The sequence below is a fragment of the Streptomyces sp. NPDC002845 genome (assembly GCF_053591955.1).
On record NZ_JBSFUU010000036.1, the window covers coordinates 65,350 to 90,744 of the forward strand.

Consider the following 25,395-nt stretch of genomic DNA (forward strand, 5'->3'; position numbering starts at 1 on the left):
GATGCCCCCGGAGTGCGAAAGGCCCTCTACGGCGTCGTGCGGGACTCCAGGTCGAGGCGGGTGTCGTTGCCGTAGACCCCCGTCTCGTCGCCTCGGATGCCGTACCAGAGCTGGAAGCGGGCGACGGCTTCGGTGAGGGTGGAGTCGTACCGGCCGTCGGTGGAGCCGTTCTCGTAGACGTTCGGGATCTCCAGCAGGCGCTGCTGCAGTTCCGTGACCTGCGGCCCCGTGTCGCCCTCGCGGAGGGTGCCGGGGCCGTCCGGGTCGGCGGCCCGGGCGGGGGGAGGCGCCGCGGGCGCCGTCGTGGGCGGGGACGGGGTGGTGGCGCGGGCCTCCTTCTCCGTGTCGCCGCCGGGCACCAGCAGCGCGAAGCCGAAGCCGATCAGGGCCGCCGCGCCCACGGCGACTGCGATCGCGGCCCGGCGCAGGACCGGACCGTTGCCACGCCGCGTCGCCCGTCGCCCGGCCCGGCGTCCGTCGCCCGGGAGCGCGTCACTGGCGTAGTCCTCACCGCCCGGGACGGGCGGCAGCTGCTGCGTCTCGTACTCCTCCGGCGGGGGCAGGATCCTCTCGGGCGCCACCTGGACGGACTCGTACCCCTCGTCCGGATCGGCTTCGTCCTTGTCCCGCTCCATCTCCCGGACCAGTTGCGCCAGCGCCTCCGTCCGGCGGCGGCGTACGACGTACGTGGGTTCGAGCACAGGACGCTTCGCCCTCTGCCCGGGCTCGGGCGGTGTCGACACACTGCTCTCCTTCCGTGCACGCGGTCTCCCGCCATCCCCTGGGAAGTGATACGGGCACGCGGGCCCGGAAGTTCAGCGCGAGCCATGCGCGGCGGGGAGCAGGGTGACGGCGGAGCGGGCGCGGGATCCCGACCGACCCCGGGCCGGGGGGCGAGGGCCGAGGGCCGGGACACGTCCCTCCCTCCCGCACCTTCACCTCCGCAGACACTCTTCGGACACCTTGAGGCATGATGCGACCATGACCGACCGCCATCCGATCCGCGTGCTGATCGCGGACGACCAGGACATGGTCCGCACCGGCTTCCGCTTCTTCCTCGACGCGCAGCCCGACATCACCGTCGTCGCCGAGGCGGCCGACGGGGAGACGGCCGTGCGGCTGGCCCGCGAGGTACGGCCGGATGTGTGTCTGCTGGACATCCGTATGCCCAAGCTGGACGGCCTGGAGGCCACCCGGTTGCTGGCCGGGCCGGGGGTCGCCGATCCGATGCGGGTGGTCGTGGTCACCACCTTCGACCTCGACGAGTACGTGTACGGGGCGCTGCGCGGCGGTGCCTGCGGCTTCCTGCTCAAGGACTCCGGGCCGACCCTGCTGGCCGAGGCAGTGCGGGCCGCCGCGGTGGGCGACTCCCTGGTGTCGCCGTCGGTCACGGTCCGGCTGCTCAAGCACGTCACGTCGACTCCCGAGCCGGCCGAGTCCGCCCCCGCTCCCACGCCGGAGCGCCCGCAGGAGCCGCTCACCGACCGCGAGCTGGACGTCGTACGCCTGGTGGCCCTCGGCCGCACGAACGCCGAGATCGCCGCGTCCATGTACGTCTCCCTCTCCACCGTGAAGACGCACCTCGCGAGCATCCAGCTCAAGCTCGCCGCCCGGAACCGCGTCGAGATCGCCGCCTGGGCCTGGCAGACGGGCCACGCGGGCGACCCGTCGTAACGGGCTCGCGCGCAGGCGGCGGTTCGTTGGGCCGCCTTTCCACGAACCGCTCTCCGGCGGACGCACGCTTCGACTGACGCATCGGCAGGCGGCGATGGATCTCCCGCTGTTGCGCCCCCTCCTCGCGGGTGTCGTGGTCGGCATGCGCTCGGCGGAGGAAGTACGGCGCGACGCCGAGGCGTTCGGGGTCGCCGTACCGGCGCGGCCGTGGGACCGGCCTGCGCGGTGCGGGACTGCTGGACGAGCGCGCGCCCACACGCCCGCTCCGTTCGTGCGGGCTCCTGTCGGCCGGTCGGCGAACGTGCGGCACCCCGCCCCGCCGTCAGGTCGTCACGTCGTCAGTGAGACGCGGATGCCCACCGTGCCGTCCGTGCCGCGGCGCAGGCGGCTGCCGAGGAGGGTGAGGCGGCCGAGGATGCCGTACTTGCGGGCGATGAGGTCCCGGTAGCGGGCGGTGGTGGCGGCGTCGAGGAGTTCGGCGGTGGCGGGGACGGAGTCGCCGGTCGGGTTGCCGCGGGCGTCGCAGGGGCCCACGAGGACATCGCCGCGGTTGCGGATGCGCCTGACCTTCCAGGAGTCGCCGGCCGTCCAGACGCCGAGCGTGTCGCCGTCCCGGACGACCCATACGGGAGTCGGGACGGGGGTGCCGTTCTTGCGATAGCTGGTGAGGAGCAGGTACTTGCCCGCGGCGAGCGCGTCCAGCGAGGTGTCGGCCATGGCGGGAGTCTAGGCGCCGGGCCGCCGGCAAAACGCGGCGGCCCGGCGCCCGGACGGCGTCCTCAGGAGAGCTGGCCGTCGTAGTCGGGCAGCTTGAACGTGCGCTCGGCGTGGCCGCCGACCAGGTCGGTGGTGTTGTTGCCGACGTTGGCGATGATCGTGTAGCCCTTGGACTCGATGTCCGCCCGCGCGCCGGTCTTGTAGTGGGCGACCTCGTCGAACAGGTCGGGCAGGTCACGGACGTACAGGCCGTCCATCGGGTAGCCGACGGTCTTCAGGTTCCACTGGGTGAGGCTGTGGATGATGCCCGGGCGGGCGGTGACGAAGAAGACGTCCACGCCACGGGACTTGGCGTACGTGGCCAGCTCCAGGGACGGCTTCAGGGCCGGGGTCGGCAGCTGGTACCAGGGGGTGTAGTCCGTCTCCAGCGTGGTGTTGTCGATGTCGAAGACGATGGCGAGCCGCTGCCCGGCAGCGTTCGCAGTGCGCTGCGTGATGTACGGCGTCGCCTGGTCTGTCACGGCCTTGACGTCCTTCTGCCAGGTCGCGTAGTCGGCCTTCTCCGCGGCCGCCGCGGTCAGCGCGGCCCGTGTCGGCGCCGCCGTCGCCGGAACCGCGGCGGTCACCGTCCCTCCGAGGCCCAGCGCCGCCACCGCCGCGACGGTCACGATCCGGCGTCCCGCACCGCTTGTCGTCATGTTCGTCCCCTTCGCATGTCGAAGCGGCGAGGTGGTCTGCCATCGCCGCGAATCGTCATGGTCATGCCCATTGATGGACGGGAGACAACGCGGAAGTTACTTATTGGTAGAGAGCCGTCGGCGATCAAGGCCGTCCGGATGTCGCTACAGTTCCTGGTCCCCGAAGGCGAGCGCGTCCAGGTCGCCGTCGAACTCCTCGCCGTTCAGGAACATCAGGCCCGGGGGATCGCTCGGCCGGCCCTTCCGGCCGTCCGGGCCGGGCAGGGGCTGCTCGGTCCAGATGCACTTCCCCCTCGGGGTGTAGCGGGTGCCCCAGCGCTGGGAGAGCGCCGTGACCAGTTGCAGGCCGCGGCCTCCTTCGTCGGTCTCCGTCGCCCGCCGGATGCGGGGCATCGTCAGGCTGCCGTCGAAGACCTCGCAGATCAGTTCGGTGCCGTGGAGCAGACGCAGGCGGACCGGGCCGCGGGCATGGCGGACGACGTTGCCCACCAGTTCGCTGGCCAGGAGTTCCGTGGTGGGGGTCAGGTCGTCCAGGCCCCAGGCGGCGAGTTGTTCGCGGACATGGCGGCGGGCCTGGCCGGCCGCCTTCGGGTCCTCGGGAAGCGGCCACGAGGCCACCCGGTCGCCGCTCAGGGCGTGCAGCCGGGCCACGAGGAACGCCGCGTCGTCGGCCGCCTGGTGCTCGGCGGGAAGCAGACCGGCCGTCAGGGTGTCGCAGAGGCGCTCCAGATCCGCGCCGGTGCCGACGGCGCCGCCTTCGTGCGCCGTGCTCAGCAGCCGGGCCATGTCCGCCATGCCCTCGTCGATGTCCCGCTTCGACGACTCGACCAGGCCGTCGGTGTAGAGCACGAGCAGGCTTCCCTCGGGCACCTCCAACTCGACCGTCTCGAACGGCGGTTTGGCCGCCCCCAGCGGCGGGTCGGCGGCCTGTTCCGGGAAGTGCACGGTGCCGTCGGGGTGGACCAGGGCCGGTGGCGGATGCCCTGCGCGGGCGATCGAACAGACCTGTGTCGTGGAGTCGTACAACGCGTACAGGCAGGTGACGTACGACTCCTCGCCCCAGCCGGCGACGATGTCGTTGAGGTGGCTCATGATCTCGTCGGGGGGCAGTTCGAGGTCGGCCAGGGTGTGGACGGCGGTGCGCAGCCGGCCCATGGTGGCCGCCTCGGGCAGGCCGTGGCCCATGACGTCGCCCACGACGAGGGCGACCTGGCCGCCGGAGAGTGGGATGATGTCGTACCAGTCGCCGCCCACGTCCATGCCCTGCCCGGCGGGGAGGTACCGGGCGGCGGCCGTGCACGCGGGCAGGTCCGGCAGGCCCTTGGGGAGCAGACTGCGCTGCAGTTCGCGGGACCGGGCGTGCTCGGCGTCGTACAGCCGGGCCCGTTCCAGGGCCTGGGCGACGAGCGCGCTGATCGTGGTGAGCAGGACGCGTTCCTCACCGGTGAGCCGCCGCGGACGGTCGAACGTCACCGCGCAGACCCCGAAGGTGTGCCCGGACGCGGTCAGCGGCAGAAACGCCCAGGCCTGCTTGCCGGCGCGGCCGGGCAGGTCGGCCCGCCCGGGGTAGCGCGCGGTGAACTCCTCCGCCGAGGACAGGAACAGCGGCGCACCGGACACGACCGCGTCCCAGATCGGGTCCCCGGGCGAGCGCGGGCGGTTGTCGAGGAAGGCGAGGACGTCGTCCGGGTAGCCCATGGATCCGACAGTGTGCAGGCGGTCGCCCTCAAGTGCCTGCACCACCAGCCCCGTGGCGGCGAACGGCGGCAGCACCCGTCGGGCGATCGCGTCGACCACGTCCTGTGAGGTCGTCGCCTTGGCGAGCGCCGCGGTCAGCTCCGCGATCCGTGCCGCCCGCTCGGAGGCGGCGCGCTCGGCCGCCCGGCGCTCCTCCTCCAGGCGCCGCTTCTCGGTGACGTCGGTGAAATAGAGGGTGCGGCCGTCGGGCCCCGGGACCAGCCGCACGTGGTAGCGGCGCCCGCTGTCCGGCGTGTGTACGTCGAAGCCGACGGGCTTCTCCTCGGCCGCGGCCGTCCGGCAGCGGTACTCCAGGCCCGGGACCTGCCGTGCGGCGGGCAGGTCCCACAGCACGCGCCCGAACAGTTCCTCCTCGGAGAAGCCCAGCGTGCGTTCCGCCTCCAGGTTGGCGAAGGTGATCCGCCACCCGTCGTCCACCGCGAGGAAGCCGTCGCTCATGTGGCGCAGGGCCCGGCTGAGGGCGTCACGGGCGGAACGGGACTCGTTGCTCGCCCATCCCACACCGATCATCCGGAGGGGTTCGCCGTTCTCGTCGTACGTGGCCCTGCCGCGGGCCTGCGTCCAGCCGTACGTGCCGTCCAGGCGCTGCACTCGGTACTCGGCCTCGAACACGGTGTGGTCGCGGATCGCCCGGTCCACCAGCGCCAGCGTGGGGGCCAGGTCGTCGGGGTGGACGCATCTCATCCAGCCCTCGACCTTGCCCGTGAAGTCCTCCGGTCTGGTGCCGTAGAGCTCCAGGGCCGCTTCGTCCCAGATCAGGTCGCCGGTCCCGATGTTCCAGTCCCACGATCCGACGCTGACCTCCTTCAGGGCCTGCCGCAGGTGCTCACTGTCCGGCTCGGCGTGCGAGGGCCCGGACGGTGGCGGTGCCTGGACCATGCGGTCCTCGGTCCAGGCGACGACGGACCGGAGGAAGGCCCACTGCACAGGGGTGGGCTCGCCCCGGTCGCCGGTCAGGACGGTGAGCGCGCCGATGCTGCGGTCCCCGCCGAACACCGGCACGGCGGCCAGGCCCGTGCCCGGCCATACGACGTCCGCGGTCTCCTGCGGAGTCCCGGCGGGCTCGGTGGAGGTGTGCGGCACCCAGACGCCGCTGCCCTCGTGCAGGGCGCGGGCCGGGACCAGTGGGCCCTCCTGGTCGACGATCTCCCACGCGCGGGTGAGGCCGGGCGGCAGACCGGCCTCCGACACCAGGCGCAGCGCGGACATGGGGCCACGCAGATGAATCGCTCCGCCCAGGGCGCCCAGCTCGCCCACCACATGCTGCAGTGCCAGCCGGAAGACCTCACTCTCCGCGACACCGGGGGCAACCGTGCGGAGGAGAGCCAGCCGTGCGTTCATGGTGCGAACATTATCGTTCCAGCCTCAACCGGAACGCTGCTTCGCAGGATTCTCACGCTCGACTACGATCATGGGAACGGGAGATCAACGGCTGGGAATCCAGGCCGAGTTGAGTTGGCCGGGACCGACCTCTTCAGGAGCGGCATGGACATCGGCGTCTTCATCCCCATCGGCAACAACGGCTGGCTCATATCCAAGAGTTCACCGCAGTACCTGCCGACCTTCGAGCTGAACAAGGCCATCGTGCGGAAGGCCGAGGAGCACGGGCTCGACTTCGCACTGTCGATGATCAAGCTCAAGGGGTTCGGCGGCGAGACCGAGTTCTGGGACCACTGCCTGGAGTCGTTCACGCTGATGGCGGGCCTGGCCGCCGTCACGGACCGCATCAAGCTGTACGCCTCCACGCCCATCCTCGCCCTGCCGCCGGCGATCGTCGCGCGCATGGCCGTGACGGTCGACTCGATCGCCCCCGGCCGGTTCGGCGTCAACATCGTCACCGGCTGGGCGCCCGGCGAGTACTCCCAGATGGGCCTGTGGCCCGGGGACGAGCACTTCGGCAACCGCTACGCCCGGGCCGTCGAGTACGTCACCGTGATGAAGGAACTGTGGCGCGAGGGCGTGAGCGACTTCAAGGGCGAGTTCTACGAGATGGACCACTGCGTGCTCTCCCCCCGGCCGGCGAACGGACACATTGACATCGTTGCCGCCGGGCAGAGCGGCACCGGCATGCGGTTCGCCGCCGAGCACGCCGACTACAACTTCATCCTGGGCAGCGGCGTCAACACCCCGCTCGCGTTCGCGGACTCCACGGCCACGCTCGTGGACGCGGCGCGGGAGACGGGCCGGGACGTGGGAGCGCTCTCGTTGTTCATGGTCGTCGCGGACGAGACCGACGAGGCCGCCCGCGCGAAGTGGCAGGACTACCACGACAACGCCGATCGCGCGGCGCTGGCCTACATGGCGGGGGAATCGGCCACGGACACCACCGCCGACGGCTCCTCGACCGCACGGACCATCGTGCTGCCCGAGGGTGCCGTGAACTTCAACATGGGCACGCTCGTCGGCTCGTACGAGACGGTCGCGGGGATGCTCGACGAGATCGCCGAGGTCCCCGGCACCAAGGGGATCATGCTGGTCTTCGACGACTTCCTCGAAGGCGTCGAGAGCTTCGGAACACGCATCCAGCCGCTGATGACGTCCCGGTCGGGCAGGCCGTCCGCGGACTGAGGCACAAGGGGCACGTGGGGCGGCCGGTGGCACGTGACCAAAAGTTCCGCCTGTGAAGATCCGCGGACTCCGGACGGAGGCCAACTCGGGCGTCTACATTGCCGGTTGGCACCGCGCGCACGCGCAACACGCACACGCCTCCAGGAGTCGATCCGTGACCGAGCACCCGACCGCCGCGGCCTCTTCCCCGGAGGGGATACGCGGCCGTATCAACGCCACCCAGCCGCACACGGCCCGGATCTGGAACTACTGGCTCGGCGGCCGGGACTACTACGAGTGCGACCGGGCCGCCGGCGAGCGGATCCGCGGGCTGTACCCGGCCATCGGCGAGTACGCCAGGGCGGACCGGCTGTTCCTGGGGCGTGCCGTGCGCCATCTGGCCGGTGACCTCGGGATACGCCAGTTCCTGGACATCGGCACGGGGCTGCCGACCGCGGAGAACACGCACGAGGTCGCCCAGGGGATCGCCCCGGACGCACGGGTCGTCTACGTGGACAACGACCTGCTGGTCCTGACCCATGCCCGCGCCCTGCTCAGAGGCACACCCCAGGGCCGTGTCGACTACCTCGACGAGGACCTCCGCAACGTCGACGCGATCCTCGAACACGCCTCGCGGACACTGGACGTCAGCCGGCCGATCGGGCTGATGCTGCTCAGCGTGGTCATCTTCCTCGGCGACGACGAGGACCCGTACGGCATCGTGCGCCGCCTGGTCGACGCCCTGCCGCCGGGCAGCCATGTGGTCCTCTCACACACCATCACCGGTCCGGCCATGCCCGACGTGGACGCGGCCGTCCGCTTCTGGAACCAGCACGGCACCCCCGGCATCACCCAGCGCACGCCCGAGGCCGTCGCCCGCTTCTTCGACGGGCTGGAGCTCCTCGAACCGGGGGTCGTCTGCTGCTCCCGCTGGCGCCCGGAGGCCACCGGCCGCCCGGAGCCGGACGCGGTCGCGCTGTTCGGCGGAGTGGGGTGCAAGCACTGATGGCGGTTCCGTGGGTGAGGCTCCAACTCGACGTCTGTGCCTTCGACTTCGCGCGCTTCCAGCCGTACGTCGACAAGTACCGCACCTCAGGCATCCGGCTGACCACACTCTCCGAGCTCGGCGACACTCCGGAGCACCGGCGGGAGTTGTACGAGCTGAACAAGGAGTGCTCGGCGGACATCCCGGAGCGCGGTGCGTTCTTCTCGTACGACGAGTACCGGCGGCAGCGCTTCGACGCGCCCGGCTTCGATCCGCGCGGTGTGGTCCTCGCGCTGGACGGTGACGCCTGGATCGGGATGGCGGCGAGCTCGGACCGGCGCGGGTCGGGGTTCGTGTTCAACGAGATGACCGGGGTGCGGGCCGACTGGCGGGGCCGGCACCTCTCGGTGGCGATGAAGACGTTCGGCTTGGGCTTCGCCGGGCTGTGCGGGGTGAGCATGATCCGTACCGTCCACCACCCGCTCAACGCGAGCGCGATCGGCATGAACCGGACGATGGGCTACGTCGACGCCGACTGGTGAACACGGGGGCGTCACCGCACGTATGAGGGAAGGGCGCTCAAGGACCGGAGGCCCTGGCGGCGGTGACGCCGTGTCGTACGGGGTTCGGGAGCCAGGTAGATGAGGCACGCACGACGACGGGTCGTCCGGCGGGTGGCACGGCTGGCGGCCGTCGGCGGACTGCTCTGCGGCGGGTTGATGGTCACGCAGGCCGTGGCGAGCGAGCCGGGGCGGGCCGACTCGGCGCCGCCGACGGTGACTTCGGCCCGTACGGCGGCCGACACCGGTTCGGGCATGGTCTCGGAGCTGGGCGCCGACCGTACCGCCGGCTCGTGGATCGCCTCGGACGGAATGCCGGTCGTGGCGGTGACCGACGAGGAGGCGGCGGCCCGGGTCGAGGCGGCCGGGGCGCGCCCCAAGATGGTCGAGTACAGCATGGACGACCTCAAGTCCGCGACCAGCGCGCTGAGTTCGGCACCCCGGGTGGCGGGCACCTCCTGGGCCGTCGACCCCTCGTCGAACGAGGTCGTGGTGCGCGCCGACAGGACGGTGTCGGCCGAGGACTGGTCCCGGCTGACCCGGCTGGCCGAGGACATCGGCGGTTCCGTGCGGATGGAGCGAACCGAGGGCACGTTCACCACGCGGCTCAACGGCGCCGAGGCGATCTTCGGGACCGGCGGACGCTGCTCGGTGGGCTTCAACGTCACGAACGGGGAGGGCAACTACATGCTCACCGCCGGGCACTGCGGACCCGCGGGCTCGGTCTGGTTCACGGACACCCAGGGCTCCGGCGAGGTGGGCCTGACGATCACGTCGAACTTCCCGGGCGGCGACTTCTCCCTCGTGCGGTACGACGACGACGCGCAGAACACCTCCTCCAACGTCGTCGCGATCGGTGACGGACGCGGGGTGCGCATCACGTCGGCCGCCGATCCCACGGTCGGGCAGAAGGTGTTCCGCAGCGGCAGCACCAGCGGGCTTGCCGAGGGCGAGGTGACGGGGCTCGACGCGACCGTGAACTACCCCGAGGGCACGGTCACCGGGCTCGTCGAGACCACGGTGTGCGCCGAACCGGGCGACAGCGGCGGCCCGTTGTTCTCCGAGGGTGTCGCGCTCGGCGTGACCTCGGGCGGCAACGGCGACTGCACCACCGGCGGTACGACGTTCTTCCAGCCGGTCACCAAGGCCCTGAAGGCCCTCAACGTAGAGCTGGCCGGGCTGCCCCAGGCATCCGAGCCCGACCCCGGAGTGTCCGCCGCGCCGTCGGACGACGCCTCGCAGGGGGCGGCGGTACCGGGATCGGCTCAGCCGGGTGCGGTGCAGCCGGTGGAGGCGTCGGATGCCGCGACGCCTCTGCTGGACCGGATCGTGGACCCGCGGAACGTGGGGCCGGGCCTGCTGGTCATCGCGGGGAGTCTGGTGGCCCTGGCGGCGACGCGCTTCATCCGTACGGAACAGGACCGGGCGGCGTTCCGGCGCCAGTACTCGCAGAGCTGGAGCTGAGGGGCCCGCCGCTCGGGGTGGTGTCCGTCACTTCAGGTGACCACGGGCCGGGTTACGCGGCCTTCCTCGCACTCGGGGAGGCCGCCGCCCACTCCGTGACGAGCCGCTGGTACTCGCGCCGCTGTTCGCCGTCGAGCGTCCCACCGCTCCGGAACCACAGGGCCCGGATCTCCGCGTTGACCTCGGCGGCTGTTCTTTCCGTTCTTTCCAGGACGATTTCAGGAGTGGTGGACATGCTGTGAAGCCTACGGCGCCTGGCGTGAAGTCACCGTGAGTAAAAGCACTTCTTCGGGCATTACGGGACGTGAAGCTGATCACTCCATGTTTACGCCACCGTAGCTCCGAGCACGAGCCCCTGAATGGCCAGTACGGCGGCGCCGCGCGCCCAGTCGTGGAAGTCCGACACCTTGGTCTCCAGGTGCACCGGTTCGGCCATCGGATGGCGGTGGGCGCGGACGGTCTCCGCCACGGCCGCCCCGGCCACGTCGACAAGGCCCACGCCCTCTCCGGCGAGCAGGATCTTCTGCGGCATGGCGAAGTTGGCGATCTGGGCGACCAGCGTGCCGAGCGCGCGGGCGGCTTCGTCGATGACGCGTGCGGCCATGGGCTCGCCGGCGGCGGCGAGGGCGAGGATCTCCTCGTACGCCCTGTCCTCGCCGGTGGCGGCGCGGATCTGGTAGCGGATGCTGGGGATGGTGAGCAGTGAGACGGCGCTGCCGCGGTCCCCGTCGGGGGTGAGCGGGCCGTGCGGGTCGACGAGCCAGCGGCGGCCGACGCCGTGGCCGTCCTCGGCGGAGGGGATCCGGCGGCCGCCGAGGACCAGCCCGTAGCCGAGCCCGGCGCCGATGGTGAGCACCGCGAAGCGGTCGAGGCCGCGGCCGGCACCGAACCAGGCCTCGGCCTCGACGAGGGCGGCCACGTCGTTCTCGACGACCACGGGCAGCCCGGTGCGCTCCTCGACGAGGTCGGCGAAAGGTACGTCGTGCCAGCCGAGGAAGACCGACCCTGCGACGACGGCACGGCCTTCGACCCGGCCGCCCACACCGATGCCGATGCCGGCCGGGCCCGGGATGTCACGCGTGAACTCGTCCGTCATCTCCCGCAGCAGCTCGGCGACTTCGGCGGGCTCGTGCGTGGTGAGCCGGCGGTCGTGGCGGGCGACGACGTCACCCCTGAGCGTGGTGACGACGCCGTAGACCATGTCCTCGGTGATCTTGAAGCCGATGAAGGAGCGGGACTCGGCGACGATGTCGAGGGGCTGCGAGGGGCGCCCCTGCCGGACCGCTCCCACCGCGCCGCCCTCCCCGCCCCCGCCCCCGCCTTCGGTCTCGGCCTCGACGAGGAGGCCTGACTCGATCAGCGGTTTGGTCAGCCGGGTGAGGCTGCCCGCGGAGAGGCACAGCCGCCGGGCGAGCTCGGTGCGCGACAGCGGCCCGTGCACGAGCACCTCGATCGCCACCGCGCGTTCCCCGGGGCTGAGCGGCGGCCAGTCGGCAGTGAGTGCGGTCATGTAGGTCAGACTCCCACAGATTTTATTCAGCCATGGAAGCAATACCATCACTCTAGGCCGAGATCGACGCCCGGAAAAGACGTCTGCACGCCCCTTGACGGCTCAATTATTCCGCCACAAAAGTAAGTGGCCTGAGGCCGAGCCGCCGCCGAGGGAGCCCCCGATGACCGTCGCCTCCAGCAGCCCACCATCCCGACTACCACTGAGCGGCGCCGAACGCGGGGCGCCGGCGATCAAGGTGAAGCGACGCGCCCGCGGCGACGGCGCCCTGGCCGCCGCCTTCATCGCCCCGGCGATGCTGGGCTTCCTGGTGTTCCTGCTCTGGCCGACGCTGCGGGGCGTCTACCTGAGCTTCACGCGCTTCAACCTGCTGACCCCGGCGGAGTGGGTGGGGCTCGACAACTACGTCCGCATGGTCAACGACCCGATCTTCTGGGACTCGCTCACGGTCACCGTCGAGTACGTGGTCATCAACATCGGCGTCCAGACCGTGGCGGCGCTCGCCATCGCCGTACTCCTCCAGCGGCTGACCCAGTCGGCCTGGCTGCGGGGCATCGTGCTCACCCCGTATCTGATGTCGAACGTCGTCGCCGGTCTCGTCTGGCTCTGGATCCTCGACACGCAACTCGGCATCGGCAACGAGATCATCGGCGCCCTCGGCGTCGACCGCATCCCCTTCCTCGCCGACGAGACCTGGGCGATCCCCACCATCGCCCTGATCAACGTCTGGCGACACGTCGGCTACACCGCCCTCCTCCTCTTCGCCGGTCTCCAGGCGATACCGAACGACATGTACGAGGCGGCCAAGGTCGACGGCGCGAGTGAGTGGCGGATGTTCTGGCGGATCACCATGCCGCTCCTGCGGCCCGTGCTCGCGGTCGTGCTGATCATGACGGTGATCGGCTCGTTCCAGGTCTTCGACACCGTGGCGGTGACCACCGCGGGCGGCCCGGCGAACGCGACCAACGTGCTCCAGTTCTACATCTACGGCTCCGCGTTCGGCCGCTTCCAGTTCGGCTACGCCTCGGCGATGTCCGTCGCCCTGCTGGTCGTGCTCAGCGCGATCACCGTCCTCCAGTACCGGCTCACCCGGGCCGGCCGGACCGACCTCGGCTGACGGGAAGGAGACACCGAGATGGCTGCCGTGACGACCACGACGACGACCGTACGACCGCTCCGGCGCGGGTTCTCCTTCGGACGGGCCACCGCCTGGACCGTGATGGTCCTGATCGTCCTCATCACCCTGCTCCCGTTCTACTGGATCCTGCGCACCGCGCTCTCCACCAACGCCGGCCTCAGCGCCGACCCCACCAACCCACTGCCCGCCGACCTCACCGGCAGTGGCTTCGAGCGAGCCCTCGGTCTGCAGTCGGCCGAGGAGGCGATCGCGCAGGGCGGCGCGGGCGGCGGGCTCGACTTCTGGCGCTATCTGCTCAACTCGGTGATCGTCGCGACACTGATCACCGGCTGCCAGATCTTCTTCTCGGCGATGGCCGCGTATGCCTTCTCCCGGCTGCGCTGGCGCGGCCGGGACAAGGTCTTCGGGCTGTTCCTGGCCGGGCTGATGGTGCCGACCATCTTCACGCTGCTGCCGAACTTCGTGCTCATCAAGCAACTCCACCTGGTGGACACGCTGTTGGGCATCGCGCTGCCCAGCCTCTTCATGACCCCGTTCGCGGTCTTCTTCCTGCGTCAGTTCTTCATGAACATCCCACGGGAGGTCGAGGAGGCGGCGCTGCTCGACGGCGCCGGAAAGATCAAGATCTTCTTCCGGGTGATCCTGCCGATGGCGTCCACGCCGGTCATCACGCTGTCCGTGCTGACGTACATCACCGCCTGGAACGACTACTTCTGGCCGCTGATGGTCTCCTACAGCGACGGCTCCCGCGTGCTGACCGTGGCGCTGGCGGTCTTCCGGGCGCAGACCCCGGCGACCGGCGTCGACTGGTCGGGGCTCACGGCGGCGACGCTCATCGCCGCGCTGCCGATGCTGGTGCTCTTCGCCTGCTTCGCCCGCCGCATCGTCAGCTCCATCGGCTTCACCGGGATCAAGTGAGGGAACGGACCATGCGACTTCGTACGCTGACCGCGATGACCGGCGCACTCGCCCTGTCCCTGGTGACCGGCTGCGCGCAGGGCGACTCCACCGGGTCGTCCGCGAACACAGTGACGTACTGGCTGTGGGACGCGAACCAACTGCCCGCCTACCAGGCCTGCGCGAAGGGGTTCGAGAAGGAGAACCCCGGACTGAAGGTCAGGATCACCCAGTTGGGCTGGAGCGACTACTGGACCAAGCTCACCGCCGGCTTCATCGCGGGCACCCAGCCGGACGTGTTCACCGACCACATCCAGAAGTTCGGCCAGTTCGTCGATCTGGACGTGCTGGAGCCGCTCGACGACCTGGACATCGATGAGGCCGACTACCAGCCGGGGCTCGCCGCCAACTGGATCGGCCAGGACGGCCGCCGCTACGGCACCCCGAAGGACTGGGACACCGTGGCACTCTTCTACGACGAGAAGATGGCGAAGGACGCCGGCCTCACCGCCGAGCAACTGGGCGGCCTCTCCTGGAACCCCGAGGACGGCGGCACCTTCGAGAAGGCCGTCGCCCGCCTCACCGTCGACGAGAACGGCCAACGGGGCGACGAGCCGGGCTTCGACAAGGACAATGTCAAGGTGTACGGGCTGGCCACCAACGGCGGCGGTTACGGCGACGGCCAGACGCAGTGGAGCCCCTTCACCGCCTCCGCCGGGTGGAGCTATACGGACAAGGCACGGTGGGGTACGGAGTACCAGTACGACAGCGAGACCTTCCAGTCCGTCATCGACTGGTACTTCGGCCTGGCGGACAAGGGCTACATGGCCCCCTTCACCGACTACAACGTCCAGTCCAACCAGGGCAACACACAGGTCGCCGCGGGCAAGGCGGCCGCCGCCTTCGACGGGGCCTGGATGATCTCCACGTACCACGGCTTCAAGGGCAAGGACATCGCCACGGCCCCCACCCCGGTCGGCCCGACCGGCAAACGCGCCACCATGATGAACGGCCTCGCCGACTCCATCACCAAGGGCTCCAAGAACAAGGAGGGCGCCCGGAAGTGGGTGGCGTATCTGGCCTCCGACAAGTGCCAGAGCGTTGTCGGCGAGTACGGGATCGTCTTCCCCGCCACTCCGGACGGCACCAGGGCCGCAGTCGCCGCCTACGAGAAGAAGGGCATCGATGTCACGGCCTTCACCCGCCCCGTCGCGGACAAGGACGACTTCCGGACCTTCTCCTACCCGATCACCAACTACGCGGCGGACGTGACGGCGCTCATGCAGCCCGCGATGGAGGCCATCTACGGCAACGGCACGCCGGTGAGCAGCCTCGACGAGACCAACGACCAGATCAACCTCATCCTCGACCAGTGAAAGGCATGTCCTTCATGACGTTCTCCCTCGGCATCGTCGGCGCCGGCCAGTTCTCGGGCCAGTTCGCGAAGCTGTTCCTGGCCCATCCCGGCGTGAACGACGTGTACGTCACCGACCTGCTCCCCGAGCGGGCCGAGCGACTGGCGGCCGCGGAGGGGCTGTCGGGCACGTTCCCCTCGTACGAGGCGATGCTGGAGTCGAAGGACGTGGACGCCGTCGCGATCTTCACCCAGCGCTGGACGCACGGCCCGCTGGTCGTCCAGGGGCTGAACGCCGGCAAGCACGTGTACTCGGCGGTGCCCATGGCGATCAGTACGGAGGAGATCGCCGCGATCATCGACGCGGTCAGGGCGACCGGGCTGACGTACATGATGGGCGAGACCAGCCAGTACAACCCGGCCACCGTCCACGCCCGCGACCGGATCGCCGAGGGCGCCTTCGGGCGGCTCTTCTACGCCGAGGGCGACTATGTGCACGACATGGACCTCGGGTTCTACGAGGCGTACCAGTACAGCGGCGGCGAGGACTGGAAGGAGACCGCCAGCTATCCCCCGCTGCTGTACCCGACGCACTCGGTGGGCGGGGTGCTGGGGGCCTGGCAGACGCACGCGGTGAGCGTGTCGGCGGTCGGTGTGCGCGACGAACGCGGGGACGGCGTGTTCGACAAGGAGATCAGTCGGTTCGGGAACGACTTCTCCAACGCGACCGCGCTGTTCGAGGTGGCCGGGGGCGGTTCGTTCCGTACGAACGAGTTCCGCCGGGTCGGCTATCCCTCGCACATCCGGGAGTCGCGTTTCCGGTTCTTCGGGACGGACGCGAGCATGGAGCAGATCGCCACGGTGGCGCTGTGGCAGGACAAGAAGGGGGTGAAGGACATCAGCGAACTGCTGGAGCCCAAGCCCACCATGTCTCCTGACGATCCGTCACTGACGCACATCGCGCCGGAGCTGCGGGCCGCCTTCACCTCCGGTTCGGCGCCGGTGCACGACCGGTCGCGGCTGCCGCGGGAGTTCGACCATCTGCACAACGGGCACGAGGGCAGCCACCACTTCCTGGTGGACGACTTCGTGACCGCGGTCAACACACGGACACTGCCGTCGGTGAACGCGTGGGTGGCGGCCCGCTACACCCTGCCGGGCATCGTCGCGCACGAGTCCGCTCGGCAGGGTGGGGTCAGGCTGGACATCCCGGACTTCGGGGACGCGCCCCGGGTGTGACGCTTCCGCGCGGGTGGGCCGGGTGCCGGACTTCGTGTCAGGTGCCCGGCTTGCGGCCGTACACGTAGACGTCGTCGCCCTTCTTCAGCAGCGACCAGTACTTCTTGGCGTTGGACTTCCGCATGTTGACGCAGCCGTGGGAGCCGGGCGGGCTCCACACGCTGATGCCGACGGAGTGGAAGGCCTGGCCGCCGTCGAAGAACTGGCTGTAGGGCATGGGCACGTCGTAGATGGTCGAGACGTGGTCGATGTTCCGCCAGTAGATCTTCTTCAGGCCGGTGCGGGTCTCGTATCCGTCGCGGCCGGTGCGGACCGGGACGGGTCCGTAGACGAGCTTCCTGCCGTCCTGGATCCAGCTCAGCTGGAGCGTGAGGTTGACGCAGGCGATCCGGCCCTTGTTGACCGGGCACTTGCCCGCCTTGTTGGGCTTCTTGCCGACGGCCTTCTGCTTGTTCTTCAGGTTCATCACGCCCCAGGTGATGGGGCCGGCGTACCCGATGTTCGGCTTGATGCCGTGCCTCGTCTGGAAGGCCCTGATCGCCTTGCAGTCGGCGGCGGACTGCTTGCCGTCGACCGGCCGGCCGAGGAACTTCTCGACCTTCTTCTGGTACGGCCCGGTCTGCGTCGTACAGCTCGCGGCCTGCGCGGGCGCGGCGCCCAGCGCGACGGTGAGCGGTACCACCAGTCCGGTGATCCCGAGTGCGACGGTGCCCCGTCTCCGTATGTCCCCCATGGTCTGCCTTCCCTCTCGCGGCTCCTGTGGCCTCGCCTGCTAGACCGGCATCGGGCGGTGAGGGTTGCGTACGCGCCCGGGCTGCGACGAAACGGTTACACAACCGCCTCCGCGGGAGTGGACGTCGAGAGCCTGTGAAATAGCTCAATTCTCCATTCACGGCCCCCAATTCGGGGTTAGAGTCTCCTCATGACCAAGAGTGATTCCATATCTCGTGTGGCCCTCAAGAAAATCACCCCCGATGTGTCCGGAGCGATGGGCGCTCTGCACGCCGCCGCTGTTTCCGCGGCGCAGGACGCAAAGGTGGAGCCGGAACTGCTGGAGCTCATCAGGATTCGCGCGTCGCAGATCAACGGCTGCGCGTTCTGCCTGGACATGCACACCAAGGACGCCCGCGCCCAGGGCGAGACCGAGCAGCGGATCCACACGCTCGCCGCCTGGCGGGAGACTCCCTTCTTCTCCGAACGGGAGCGTGCCGCACTGGCGTTGGCCGAGGCCGTGACGCTGGTGCACGACGGGCGCGTCCCGGACGCGGTGTACGCCCAGGCAGTCGAGGTCTTCGACGAGGCGCAGATCGCGGCGCTGATCTGGGCGGCCACGGTCATCAACGCGTACAACCGGATCGCGATCTCGACGCGTATGGCGCCGGGCGGCTATCAGCCGGTTCAGAAGTAGGGTCCGACTCTCCCGGAGGGGTTTTCCGGGAAACGGGACACGTCAATGGCGCCGGGCCGTGGTGAATTCGGCCCGGCGCTCTTCTTCGGTCATTTCCGCAGGTGTGTCGTTTTCGCTGCCGTGGGGGATTCATACTGTGCGGGATTCATGCTGTGTGGATTCGTACGGCGGCGTGTATTCACTGGCCCGGCAGCGGCTCCATGATCTCGTCCAGCCACTGACGCCACTGCGCGGCACGCGGCGCCGGGCCGGCGGTCATCGGGCGTCCCGTCCAGGCCGTCACGGGCCGGATCCCGTGCAGGGCGTTGACCAGCCACACTTCGCGGCCGTCCAGCTCCACGAGGCGCCGCTCGCGGTGGGCGACCGTGATCCCGGTCTGCCGGGCCCGGCCCTGGATCAGCCCCATGGTCACGCCGGCGAGCACGGGCAGCCGTGGCGAGGGCAGGCAGAGCGTGTCGTCCTCCCACCACAGCAGGCTGGAGTTGGCCGCCTCGATCACCAGACCGGAGGGCGCGATCAGCACCGCCTCCTCGGCCTGCGCCCGCGAGGCCCGCCCGCGGACCCGGGCCAGGGCGTCCAGGTCCGGTCCCTTGCGGCGGGGCACGGTACGCGGATCGAGCTGGCCCGCCGCCCAGACCCGTACGTCCGGGGCGAGCGGCGGCGCGTGCCGCAGCAGCAGCCTCAACTGAAGGGAACCCGCCGCGAGTTCCACGCGGGGGAACCACTCCCCCGTACGCGGCAGCGCGGCGGTCATGTCCTGCCAGAACTCGACGAGCCGGCGCAGGGGTGGCGCGCCGCACTGGCCGCAGGCCCGCAGGAAGCGCTCGCGGTGCCGGTCGAAGCCGCGCACCCGTCCGTCGCGCAGCAGCCACGAGTCCGCGACGAGCAGCCGCCCGCCGGGTCCGGGGTCCATCGTCAGACCACGGCCGGGCGACCATGCCAACAGCCCCTCCGCAGTGGCCGGTTGTGTCACTCGGAACTCCTTTCAGTACTTCCGTCCCGCGTACTTCCGTTCAGTACTTGCGTCCTGCGGCCGCGGGTGCGCCGTGCCGGGGTCCGTACGGTGCGTGCTCCAGCCAGGAACCGCACCACGGCACGACGGGCGCGAGGGCCGCCGCCGCGCGCTGCTTGACGCGGACGATGCGCCGTCGGGGCCGCAGATGCTCCAGGGCCGTACCGGCGGCCGCGCTGTTGAACAGGCCTGCGGCACGCCGGAGTTCGGCGAAGGAGGCGACCGCGTCGGGCGCGCCGGCGGCGGCGTCTGCTGCCGCTGCCGCGTCAGCGATGCCGCTGTTCATGCCGCGTGCCCCGAACGGCGGGAAGAGGTGGGCCGCCTCGCCGACGAGCAGTACCCGGTGGTGCGGGTCGGTGAAGGAGGCCGCGACCTTGCGCAGGAAGCGGTACGTCGACACCCACAGAATCCGCTCGGCGTACCCCTCCCCCACGACCGTCGGCAGCCATCGGCGTACGGCCTCCTCGGTGCCGTACTCCTCCTCCGCGTCGTCGTCGCGGCACTGCAGGTCGACCTGGAAGCCGCCGGTGAACGGCACCCGCATCACGGTGCGCCCGTCCACCCCCGGATGCTCGTAGTGGAAGACCCGCTCCAACGGCAGCTCGGCGCCCGGGATGTCGGCGACGTCCACCACGACGTGGAATCCGTCCCCGCGGCTGCCCTCCATCGGGATGCCCAGCTCATGCCGTACGGCCGAGCGGGCGCCGTCGGCGGCGACGGCGTGCGTGCCGGTCCAGGCGCGCCCGTCCGCGTCCGTCAGGGTCACCCCGGCCGGGTCGGCCCGCACACCCGTGACCCGGGCGCCCCAGACGAACTCCACCCCGGCGTCCTCGCAGGCGGCGCGCAGGAAACGCTCGGTGTCCACCTGGCGCAGGCTGGTGAACGGCGGTGTGCCCTCGGGCGGCGGGAACGTTCTGGCGTACACCTCGCGCCCGCGGTAGAGGGTGCGCCGGGTGTGCCAGGTGCGCCCGTACGCGGCGATCCGTGCCGCCAGCCCCGGGCGCATCCCGTCGAGCAGTTCGAGGGTCTCGCGGTGCACGAACAGGGCGCGGCTGCCCGGCCGTTCGCGGTCCTCCGGGTCCGCCTCCAGCAGGACGACCGGGAGTCCGTGGGCCCGCAGGGCGAGAGCCGCCGACAGGCCCACGGGGCCGGCGCCCACGACGAGGACCCGGCTCATGCGGGCGCCCTCTCGGCCAGCATGCGGGTGATCTCCACCCGCTTCACCTTCCAGGTGGCGGTCATCGGCAACTCCTCGAAGCGCCACTGCCGTGGTTCGGCCATGGCGGGCAGGTCGGCCGTGGCCTCCTCCCAGCGGTCCAGGTCCAGGGGCTGTTCGCCGCGCACGCACACCACGGGCACCGGTTCGCGGTCCGCGCCCGGCACGATGACGACCTCGCGCAGTTCCTCCAGGCGGGACATCAGCGTGTCCTCGACCTCCAGGTTGCTGTGCACGGCGTCGATCTGGTCGATCTCGCGGTCGATCAGGTGCAGGGCGCCCCAGCGGCTCTGGTAGCCCATGTCGCCCATCTGCCACCAGTCGCCGTCGAGTTGGCTCAGGTAGCGTTCCCGGGCGCCGAGGTAGGTGAGGATGCGGCCCCTGGTGCGGGCCTCGATCCGGCCGGGCGTGCCGGGCCTGACCCGTCGGCCGGTGTCGTCGGCGACCCGTACCCGGGTGAAGCCGGGTATCCCGGTCCCGACCCGGCGGCCGTCCGCGCGGGCGGCGCTGCGCCGGGTGAACCACTGGAAGGCGACCGGGCCCGTCTCGCTCTGCCCGTACAGCTGGATCAGCCACGGTGAGCGGCGCTTCGACGCGTCGAGCAGCCGTTGCACGGTGCGCGGGTGGATCGCGTCGAAGGTGGAGCCGTAACTGCGGACGCGGGACAGCGGTGCGCCGGGCGCGTCGGCCAACTCCTCCCACAGTACGAAGGTGTTGGGGTGGGTCTCGACGATGCCGGGCCGGTGCCGGGCCAGCAGCGGGCCCACGGACGCGGGTTCCGGGTCGGTGATCAGGACCAGGGGGCTGCCGAAGTGCAGCAGGACGCCGAGCAGGTGGTAGAAGCGCGAGTGCACGAAGGACATGTGCAGCGCGGCGGTCTCGCCCCGGGTGGGCCAGCCCATCGCCTTCTGCGGGACGAGCCGGTTCCACATGGTGTTCGGGCAGTGCACGGCGAGCTTGGGGATGTCCGTGGTGCCGGAGCTGTGTGTGATGAGGGCGGGTTCCCTGGGGTGGAGGCGCACGGGCGCGGAGGTTTCGGCGCCCGCGTACTTCTCCAGCGGGTCGGCGCCGGGCGCGTCGTCGACGGAGAGCGTCCCTTGTACGAGGCCGGTGAGGTCGACGTCCGCCAGCGGGCCTTCGAGTTTGGCCCGGTCGGTGATCAGCCAGGGGCGGTGGAGCCGTTCCAGGAGCTGTCCGACCACGGGACCGGCCAGTCCCGGCGAGAGTAGGGCGGGGACGGCGCCGATCCGGGAGATCGCGCAGGTCAGCAGCACGATGTCGACGTTGTCCGTCTTGTGGAGCACGACCTCCTCCGAGGGCCGCACGCCCGCGTCCCAGAGGCGGCCGGAGAGTTCGTCGACCACGTCGGCCAGCGTCGTGTAGGAGAGGTCGGCTCCGAGGTCGGGCCGGACGTCGAGGGGGCGGTCCAGGGTGACGAAGACGGCTCCGTGGCGGTCGGCCGCCTCCCGGAGCATCGGGCCCAGGTAGAACCCTTGACCGGCGAGCAGGGGCTGCTGGTGTCGCATGGGGGAAATCCTTTCTGCCATCGCTCACCACGCCCCTTGGCGGACGAGGTGGCGGCGGAGCTTTCCGGTCGGGGTGCGGGGCAGGGAGGACACGAAGCTGACGCTGCGGGGGACCTTGAAGGGGGCGAGGCTGTCGCGGGCCAGGGAGATGAGTTCGGCCTCCAGGCCGGCCCGGGTCGACGTGGCCGGGATGACGAAGGCCCGCAGCCGCCGCGCGCCGCGCTCGTCGGTGACGGCCACGACCGCGACGTCCCGCACGGCCGGATGGCGCCGCAGGAGGGCCTCGATCTCCAGTGGGGAGACGGTGATGCCGCCGACCATCTCCATGTCGTCGGCCCGGCCCAGGTGCCGGTAGGTGCCGTCCGGTTCGCGCCGGGCCAGGTCCCGGGTGGCCAGCCAGCCGCCGACGAGGGTGCGCTCGGTCTCCTCGGGCCGGTTCAGGTAGCCGGGGGTCACCGTCGGTCCGCGCACCCAGAGTTCGCCCTCGGTGCCGTCCGGTACCGGGTTCCCCGCGCGGTCGCGCAGTTCCACCTCGAACCCGGGGACCGGGCGGCCGACGGTGCCGGGGTGGTTGTGCTCGAAGCCGTTGGCGCAGAAGGCGTGCCCGGCCTCGGTGGAGCCGATCTGCTCCAGGACGGGCGCGCCGAGCAGTTCGGTGACCTGTTTCCCGAGCCCGGCCGGCATGCCCTCTCCGGCCGATATCGCGGCCCGTACGGAGGCGAAGCAGCCCTGGTGGCCGTCGGCCCGGTCGGCGACCAGGGCGGCGTAGGCGGACGGCACGGAGTAGAGCAGGGTCACCCGGTGCCGGGCGACGAGTTCGTCCACGACGGCGGGTGTGGGCCGCCGGTCGGCCAGGACGGCGGACGAGCCGGAGAAGAGCGGGAAGACGAAGGCGTTGCCGAAGCCGTAGGCGAAGTACAGCCGGGACACCGACAGGGTGACGTCGTCCGGGTCGATCCGCAGCAGCCGTCTGCCGATGAGGTCGTGGTACGTCTTGGGGTCGCCGTGGACGTGGACGACTCCCTTGGGCCGGCCCGTGGTTCCGGAGGTGTACTGGACGTACAGCGGGGTGTGGGCGTCGACCGGGTGGGCTTCGGCCGTGGGTCCGGCCATGTGGGTGAGGGCGACCAGCTGGTCGGCGCCGAGGCTGGTCCGGCGAGTGAAGCGGTCGTCGAGTCCGGGGCCGGTGACACAGAGAGCGGCCTCGGTGTCCTCCGCCATGAACCGGTGTTCCGCCGGAGGGAGTTCGGGGTTGACCAGGACGGCGACGGCGCCGAGGCGGGCGACGGCGAGGAAGGTGGTCACCCAGGCCATGGAGTCGGGCAGGGCGAGGAGTACCCGGTCGCCGGGGCACACGCCGTGGTCGGCGAGGACGGTGGCCGCGCGGGCCGCCTGGTCGTGCACCTCGCCGTGGGTCCAGATGCGGTGGCCCTGGTGGAAGGCGGCCCGGTCGCTCCAGCCGCGTCGCTCGGCGAGGTCCGCGAGCTGGGCCGCGAGGTTTCCGGGGGCGGCCGCTCGGGCGGGGATCACGGCGGACTGCGGTGTCGTCATCGGGTCGGCTCCTCGGCGGCGGCCGGAAGGGCGGAGTGCTCCCGGTGGGCACGCAGCGGTGCCGCGGCCTTCAGCAGCATCTCGTCGTACTCGGCGGCCGGGTCGGAGTCGAGGACGATCGCTCCGCCGGCGCCCAGGTGCATCCGTCCTTCGGTGAACACGGCGGTGCGGATGACGATGCTGAGGTCCGCGCCGCCGCCGCATCCCAGGTAGCCGAGGGCGCCGGAGTAGACGCCGCGGGCCTCGGTCTCCAGTTCGTCGATGATCTCCATCGTGCGGAGCTTGGGCGCCCCGGTCATCGATCCGCCCGGGAAGCAGGCGCGTACGCAGTCCACCGCGTCCGTGCCCGCGCGCAGCCGCCCCTCGACGGTGGAGACCAGCTGGTGCACGGTGGCGTACGTCTCGGTGGCCATCAGGCGGGACACGCGCACGGTGCCGGTCGCGCAGACGCGGCCCAGGTCGTTGCGGAGCAGGTCGACGATCATGAGGTTCTCGGCGCGCGTCTTGGCGTCCGCGGCCAGGGCGTCCCTCAGCCGGTCGTCCTCCTCGGGTGTTCCGCCGCGGGGTGCGGTGCCCTTGATGGGCTTGGCCTCGGCGGTCCCGTCCCGGGTGACCCGCAGGAACCGCTCGGGGGACGAGCCGGCCACGTCGAGGTCGCCGAACCTGAGGAAGGCCGCGTACGGCGCCGGATTGACGCGGCGCAGCACCCGGTAGAAGTCGTACGGGTCGTACGGCGCCGGTAACCGGGCGGCGTTGGTCAGGCAGACCTCGTAGCTGGTGCCCGCGTCGAGTGCGCGCTTGCAGGCCTCGATGTCCGCGAGGTAGGTCGCGCGGTCGCGCACGAGCCATGGTTCGGCGGCCCGGGGGTACGGTTCGGCCGCCCGGGGCAGCGGCGGTGGGTCCGTGGACACGAAGGTCAGCTGGGCCATCGCGCCGTCGAGCCAGTCGGTGGCCGCCCGGGTCGCCTGCGGGGTGTCCTCGGCCAGGCAGACGGCGTACGTGTGGCCCTCCTCGTGGTCCACCGCGATCAGCCGGTCGGCGAACAGCCAGCAGGCGTCGGGGGTTTCGGCCCGGTGGCGGTTCGGCGAACCGCAGTCGGCCTTCAGCTCGTAGCCGAAGTAGCCGACATAGCCGCCGGTGAAGTCGAAGGGCAGTCCGGTGGCGTCGACACGCCGGGTCGCCAACTGCCGTTTCAGATAGTCGAAGACGCTCGCCCGCACCTTGCGCGGGGGCTGCCCGGCCCGCTCGATCTCGCAGACGCCGGTGTCGACGTCGTAGCGGACGAACTCGGCGAGCGGACCGGTGCCGTCGCCGAAGAAGGAGAACCGGGAAAGGCCCGGCTCGGCGCGGGAGCTGTCCAGCCAGAACGCGCGTGGCGCGTCGGCGTACATGCGAGTGAAGGCGGCCTCGGCGTCGACCGCGGTGGTGATGCGGCGGGTGTGCAGCCGGTACGCGGGGCGCGGGGCGCGCCGGGGGCGGGGGATCGCCGCCACGGACGGGGTGACGGCGGTGTTCTTCGTGCGCGGCCTGCTGGCCCGGTCCGCCGTGAGGTTGCGGAAGTTGACGAACATCCGGTGGCCGTGGTCGGTGAGTACGGACTCCGGGTGGAACTGCACGCCCCACAGCGGCCTGGTGCGGTGGCGCAGCCCCATCAGGACGCCGTCCTCGGCCCAGGCGGTGGCCTCCAGCGTCTCGGGCAGCGGCTCGCGCACGGACAGCGAGTGGTAGCGGACGGCGGTGAAGTTCTGCGGCAGCCCCTGGAACAGGTCCCGGCCGTCGTGCCGGACGGTGGAGAGGTGTCCGTGGCGGGGCCGTGGTGCGGGGGCCACACTGCCCCGCTCCTCGACGGCGATGCCCTGGTGGCCGAGGCAGACCCCCAGCACCGGGACCTCGGCCCGGGCGATCACGCGCGCGGCGATGCCGAAGTCCCTGGCTTCGGCGGGGTGTCCGGGCCCCGGCGACACCACGACGTTGTCGAATTCCCACAGATCGTCAATGGCGTCGGGCGGGGCGTCGTTGAGGATCACCACCGGCTCCTCGCCGTTGACGTCGGCGATCAGCTGGAACAGGTTGTAGGTGTACGAGTCGTAATTGTCGATGAGTAGGGTTTTCACCCGACCCACCTCCTTTTGATCGTTCCC

At 70.9% G+C, this 25,395-nt stretch carries 22 protein-coding genes; 10 read left to right on the top strand and 12 right to left on the bottom strand.

Translation table 11 applies throughout. The features are described from left to right. Nucleotides 1–26 precede the first annotated feature (26 nt). On the bottom strand, nucleotides 27–743 hold the full coding sequence (locus ACWD3C_RS25670; RefSeq protein ID WP_451147727.1) for a peptidoglycan-binding domain-containing protein: 717 nt from the start codon (nucleotides 741–743) through the stop codon (nucleotides 27–29). Between the two features lie 238 nt (nucleotides 744–981). Between ACWD3C_RS25670 and ACWD3C_RS25675 the strand changes: the two genes are divergently transcribed. Continuing rightward, nucleotides 982–1,674, top strand: a complete 693-nt coding sequence (locus tag ACWD3C_RS25675; RefSeq protein WP_451147729.1) for a response regulator — start codon at nucleotides 982–984, stop codon at nucleotides 1,672–1,674. Between the two features lie 330 nt (nucleotides 1,675–2,004). On the opposite strand, the gene ACWD3C_RS25680 is transcribed toward ACWD3C_RS25675, so the two are convergent. From ACWD3C_RS25680 to ACWD3C_RS25690, 3 genes are all read right to left on the bottom strand, one after another. Further along, the gene (locus tag ACWD3C_RS25680; protein ID WP_451147731.1) at nucleotides 2,005–2,391 is read right to left on the bottom strand and encodes a PPOX class F420-dependent oxidoreductase; all 387 of its coding nucleotides are present in this window, start codon (nucleotides 2,389–2,391) and stop codon (nucleotides 2,005–2,007) included. Between the two features lie 62 nt (nucleotides 2,392–2,453). Then, nucleotides 2,454–3,089 carry an HAD family acid phosphatase gene (locus tag ACWD3C_RS25685; protein WP_451147733.1) on the bottom strand — a complete coding sequence of 212 codons (636 nt, stop codon included), beginning with the start codon at nucleotides 3,087–3,089 and terminating at the stop codon, nucleotides 2,454–2,456. A gap of 144 nt (nucleotides 3,090–3,233) precedes the next feature. Then, a complete protein-coding gene (locus ACWD3C_RS25690) occupies nucleotides 3,234–6,188 on the bottom strand; it encodes a SpoIIE family protein phosphatase (RefSeq protein WP_451147735.1) in 2,955 nt (984 codons plus the stop codon). A 144-nt stretch (nucleotides 6,189–6,332) separates the two neighbouring features. Here ACWD3C_RS25690 and rutA point away from each other — a divergent pair, with 144 nt between their 5' ends. From rutA to ACWD3C_RS25710, 4 genes are all read left to right on the top strand, one after another. Further along, the gene (gene rutA / locus ACWD3C_RS25695; protein WP_451147737.1) at nucleotides 6,333–7,415 is read left to right on the top strand and encodes a pyrimidine utilization protein A; all 1,083 of its coding nucleotides are present in this window, start codon (nucleotides 6,333–6,335) and stop codon (nucleotides 7,413–7,415) included. Nucleotides 7,416–7,569: 154 nt separating this feature from the next. Next, the gene (locus ACWD3C_RS25700) at nucleotides 7,570–8,400 is read left to right on the top strand and encodes an SAM-dependent methyltransferase (RefSeq protein WP_451147739.1); all 831 of its coding nucleotides are present in this window, start codon (nucleotides 7,570–7,572) and stop codon (nucleotides 8,398–8,400) included. Further along, nucleotides 8,400–8,921: a GNAT family N-acetyltransferase gene (locus ACWD3C_RS25705; RefSeq protein ID WP_451147741.1), complete on the top strand. Its 522-nt coding sequence runs from the start codon at nucleotides 8,400–8,402 to the stop codon at nucleotides 8,919–8,921. Before ACWD3C_RS25700 ends, ACWD3C_RS25705 begins: the two co-directional genes overlap by 1 nt. A gap of 99 nt (nucleotides 8,922–9,020) precedes the next feature. Next, on the top strand, nucleotides 9,021–10,403 hold the full coding sequence (locus ACWD3C_RS25710; protein WP_451147743.1) for a S1 family peptidase: 1,383 nt from the start codon (nucleotides 9,021–9,023) through the stop codon (nucleotides 10,401–10,403). A 52-nt stretch (nucleotides 10,404–10,455) separates the two neighbouring features. Here the strand turns inward: ACWD3C_RS25710 and ACWD3C_RS25715 are convergent, their stop codons facing one another. Both ACWD3C_RS25715 and ACWD3C_RS25720 read right to left on the bottom strand, forming a co-directional pair. Further along, nucleotides 10,456–10,638, bottom strand: coding sequence for a hypothetical protein (locus ACWD3C_RS25715; RefSeq protein ID WP_451147745.1), 183 nt, complete (start codon nucleotides 10,636–10,638; stop codon nucleotides 10,456–10,458). Nucleotides 10,639–10,728: 90 nt separating this feature from the next. After that, nucleotides 10,729–11,913 carry an ROK family protein gene (locus tag ACWD3C_RS25720; RefSeq protein ID WP_451147747.1) on the bottom strand — a complete coding sequence of 395 codons (1,185 nt, stop codon included), beginning with the start codon at nucleotides 11,911–11,913 and terminating at the stop codon, nucleotides 10,729–10,731. Between the two features lie 163 nt (nucleotides 11,914–12,076). Between ACWD3C_RS25720 and ACWD3C_RS25725 the strand changes: the two genes are divergently transcribed. The 4 genes from ACWD3C_RS25725 to ACWD3C_RS25740 are packed head-to-tail and all read left to right on the top strand — an operon-like array spanning nucleotide 12,077 to nucleotide 16,541. Next, entirely contained in the window at nucleotides 12,077–13,030 is a 954-nt protein-coding gene (locus tag ACWD3C_RS25725) for a carbohydrate ABC transporter permease (RefSeq protein WP_451147749.1), read from the top strand. Nucleotides 13,031–13,048: 18 nt separating this feature from the next. Beyond that, entirely contained in the window at nucleotides 13,049–13,969 is a 921-nt protein-coding gene (locus tag ACWD3C_RS25730) for a carbohydrate ABC transporter permease (protein ID WP_451147751.1), read from the top strand. Nucleotides 13,970–13,980: 11 nt separating this feature from the next. After that, the gene (locus tag ACWD3C_RS25735; RefSeq protein ID WP_451147753.1) at nucleotides 13,981–15,324 is read left to right on the top strand and encodes an ABC transporter substrate-binding protein; all 1,344 of its coding nucleotides are present in this window, start codon (nucleotides 13,981–13,983) and stop codon (nucleotides 15,322–15,324) included. Nucleotides 15,325–15,338: 14 nt separating this feature from the next. Then, nucleotides 15,339–16,541, top strand: coding sequence for a Gfo/Idh/MocA family protein (locus ACWD3C_RS25740; RefSeq protein ID WP_451147803.1), 1,203 nt, complete (start codon nucleotides 15,339–15,341; stop codon nucleotides 16,539–16,541). Between the two features lie 37 nt (nucleotides 16,542–16,578). On the opposite strand, the gene ACWD3C_RS25745 is transcribed toward ACWD3C_RS25740, so the two are convergent. Beyond that, a complete protein-coding gene (locus ACWD3C_RS25745) occupies nucleotides 16,579–17,274 on the bottom strand; it encodes a L,D-transpeptidase family protein (RefSeq protein ID WP_451147755.1) in 696 nt (231 codons plus the stop codon). Nucleotides 17,275–17,463: 189 nt separating this feature from the next. Between ACWD3C_RS25745 and ACWD3C_RS25750 the strand changes: the two genes are divergently transcribed. Continuing rightward, nucleotides 17,464–17,949, top strand: a complete 486-nt coding sequence (locus ACWD3C_RS25750) for a carboxymuconolactone decarboxylase family protein (RefSeq protein ID WP_451147757.1) — start codon at nucleotides 17,464–17,466, stop codon at nucleotides 17,947–17,949. A gap of 178 nt (nucleotides 17,950–18,127) precedes the next feature. Here the strand turns inward: ACWD3C_RS25750 and ACWD3C_RS25755 are convergent, their stop codons facing one another. From ACWD3C_RS25755 to pabB, 5 genes are read right to left on the bottom strand one after another with little or no spacing between them, the layout of a single operon-like run. Beyond that, nucleotides 18,128–18,922 (bottom strand): aminotransferase class IV, encoded by a 795-nt coding sequence (locus ACWD3C_RS25755; RefSeq protein ID WP_451147759.1) that lies wholly within the window; start codon nucleotides 18,920–18,922, stop codon nucleotides 18,128–18,130. 40 nt (nucleotides 18,923–18,962) lie between these two features. Next, the gene (locus tag ACWD3C_RS25760) at nucleotides 18,963–20,138 is read right to left on the bottom strand and encodes an FAD-dependent monooxygenase (RefSeq protein WP_451147761.1); all 1,176 of its coding nucleotides are present in this window, start codon (nucleotides 20,136–20,138) and stop codon (nucleotides 18,963–18,965) included. Beyond that, nucleotides 20,135–21,703: a class I adenylate-forming enzyme family protein gene (locus tag ACWD3C_RS25765; RefSeq protein WP_451147763.1), complete on the bottom strand. Its 1,569-nt coding sequence runs from the start codon at nucleotides 21,701–21,703 to the stop codon at nucleotides 20,135–20,137. The genes ACWD3C_RS25760 and ACWD3C_RS25765 overlap by 4 nt, the downstream gene beginning before the upstream one ends. 24 nt (nucleotides 21,704–21,727) lie before the next feature. Beyond that, nucleotides 21,728–23,254 (bottom strand): AMP-binding protein, encoded by a 1,527-nt coding sequence (locus tag ACWD3C_RS25770; protein WP_451147765.1) that lies wholly within the window; start codon nucleotides 23,252–23,254, stop codon nucleotides 21,728–21,730. Continuing rightward, the gene (pabB, locus tag ACWD3C_RS25775; protein ID WP_451147767.1) at nucleotides 23,251–25,368 is read right to left on the bottom strand and encodes an aminodeoxychorismate synthase component I; all 2,118 of its coding nucleotides are present in this window, start codon (nucleotides 25,366–25,368) and stop codon (nucleotides 23,251–23,253) included. The genes ACWD3C_RS25770 and pabB overlap by 4 nt, the downstream gene beginning before the upstream one ends. Nucleotides 25,369–25,395: the final 27 nt, after the last annotated feature.

What these genes read in the sequence shown, in the direction of transcription:
- ACWD3C_RS25675 (WP_451147729.1), top strand. Translation starts at nt 982, where the DNA reads ATGACCGACCGCCATCCGATCCGCGTGCTGATCGCGGACGACCAGGAC.
- ACWD3C_RS25680 (WP_451147731.1), bottom strand. Translation starts at nt 2,391, where the DNA reads ATGGCCGACACCTCGCTGGACGCGCTCGCCGCGGGCAAGTACCTGCTC.
- ACWD3C_RS25685 (WP_451147733.1), bottom strand. Translation starts at nt 3,089, where the DNA reads ATGACGACAAGCGGTGCGGGACGCCGGATCGTGACCGTCGCGGCGGTG.
- ACWD3C_RS25690 (WP_451147735.1), bottom strand. Translation starts at nt 6,188, where the DNA reads ATGAACGCACGGCTGGCTCTCCTCCGCACGGTTGCCCCCGGTGTCGCG.
- rutA (WP_451147737.1), top strand. Translation starts at nt 6,333, where the DNA reads ATGGACATCGGCGTCTTCATCCCCATCGGCAACAACGGCTGGCTCATA.
- ACWD3C_RS25705 (WP_451147741.1), top strand. Translation starts at nt 8,400, where the DNA reads ATGGCGGTTCCGTGGGTGAGGCTCCAACTCGACGTCTGTGCCTTCGAC.
- ACWD3C_RS25710 (WP_451147743.1), top strand. Translation starts at nt 9,021, where the DNA reads ATGAGGCACGCACGACGACGGGTCGTCCGGCGGGTGGCACGGCTGGCG.
- ACWD3C_RS25715 (WP_451147745.1), bottom strand. Translation starts at nt 10,638, where the DNA reads ATGTCCACCACTCCTGAAATCGTCCTGGAAAGAACGGAAAGAACAGCC.
- ACWD3C_RS25720 (WP_451147747.1), bottom strand. Translation starts at nt 11,913, where the DNA reads ATGACCGCACTCACTGCCGACTGGCCGCCGCTCAGCCCCGGGGAACGC.
- ACWD3C_RS25725 (WP_451147749.1), top strand. Translation starts at nt 12,077, where the DNA reads ATGACCGTCGCCTCCAGCAGCCCACCATCCCGACTACCACTGAGCGGC.
- ACWD3C_RS25730 (WP_451147751.1), top strand. Translation starts at nt 13,049, where the DNA reads ATGGCTGCCGTGACGACCACGACGACGACCGTACGACCGCTCCGGCGC.
- ACWD3C_RS25735 (WP_451147753.1), top strand. Translation starts at nt 13,981, where the DNA reads ATGCGACTTCGTACGCTGACCGCGATGACCGGCGCACTCGCCCTGTCC.
- ACWD3C_RS25740 (WP_451147803.1), top strand. Translation starts at nt 15,339, where the DNA reads ATGACGTTCTCCCTCGGCATCGTCGGCGCCGGCCAGTTCTCGGGCCAG.
- ACWD3C_RS25745 (WP_451147755.1), bottom strand. Translation starts at nt 17,274, where the DNA reads ATGGGGGACATACGGAGACGGGGCACCGTCGCACTCGGGATCACCGGA.
- ACWD3C_RS25750 (WP_451147757.1), top strand. Translation starts at nt 17,464, where the DNA reads ATGACCAAGAGTGATTCCATATCTCGTGTGGCCCTCAAGAAAATCACC.
- ACWD3C_RS25760 (WP_451147761.1), bottom strand. Translation starts at nt 20,138, where the DNA reads ATGAGCCGGGTCCTCGTCGTGGGCGCCGGCCCCGTGGGCCTGTCGGCG.
- ACWD3C_RS25765 (WP_451147763.1), bottom strand. Translation starts at nt 21,703, where the DNA reads ATGCGACACCAGCAGCCCCTGCTCGCCGGTCAAGGGTTCTACCTGGGC.
- ACWD3C_RS25770 (WP_451147765.1), bottom strand. Translation starts at nt 23,254, where the DNA reads ATGACGACACCGCAGTCCGCCGTGATCCCCGCCCGAGCGGCCGCCCCC.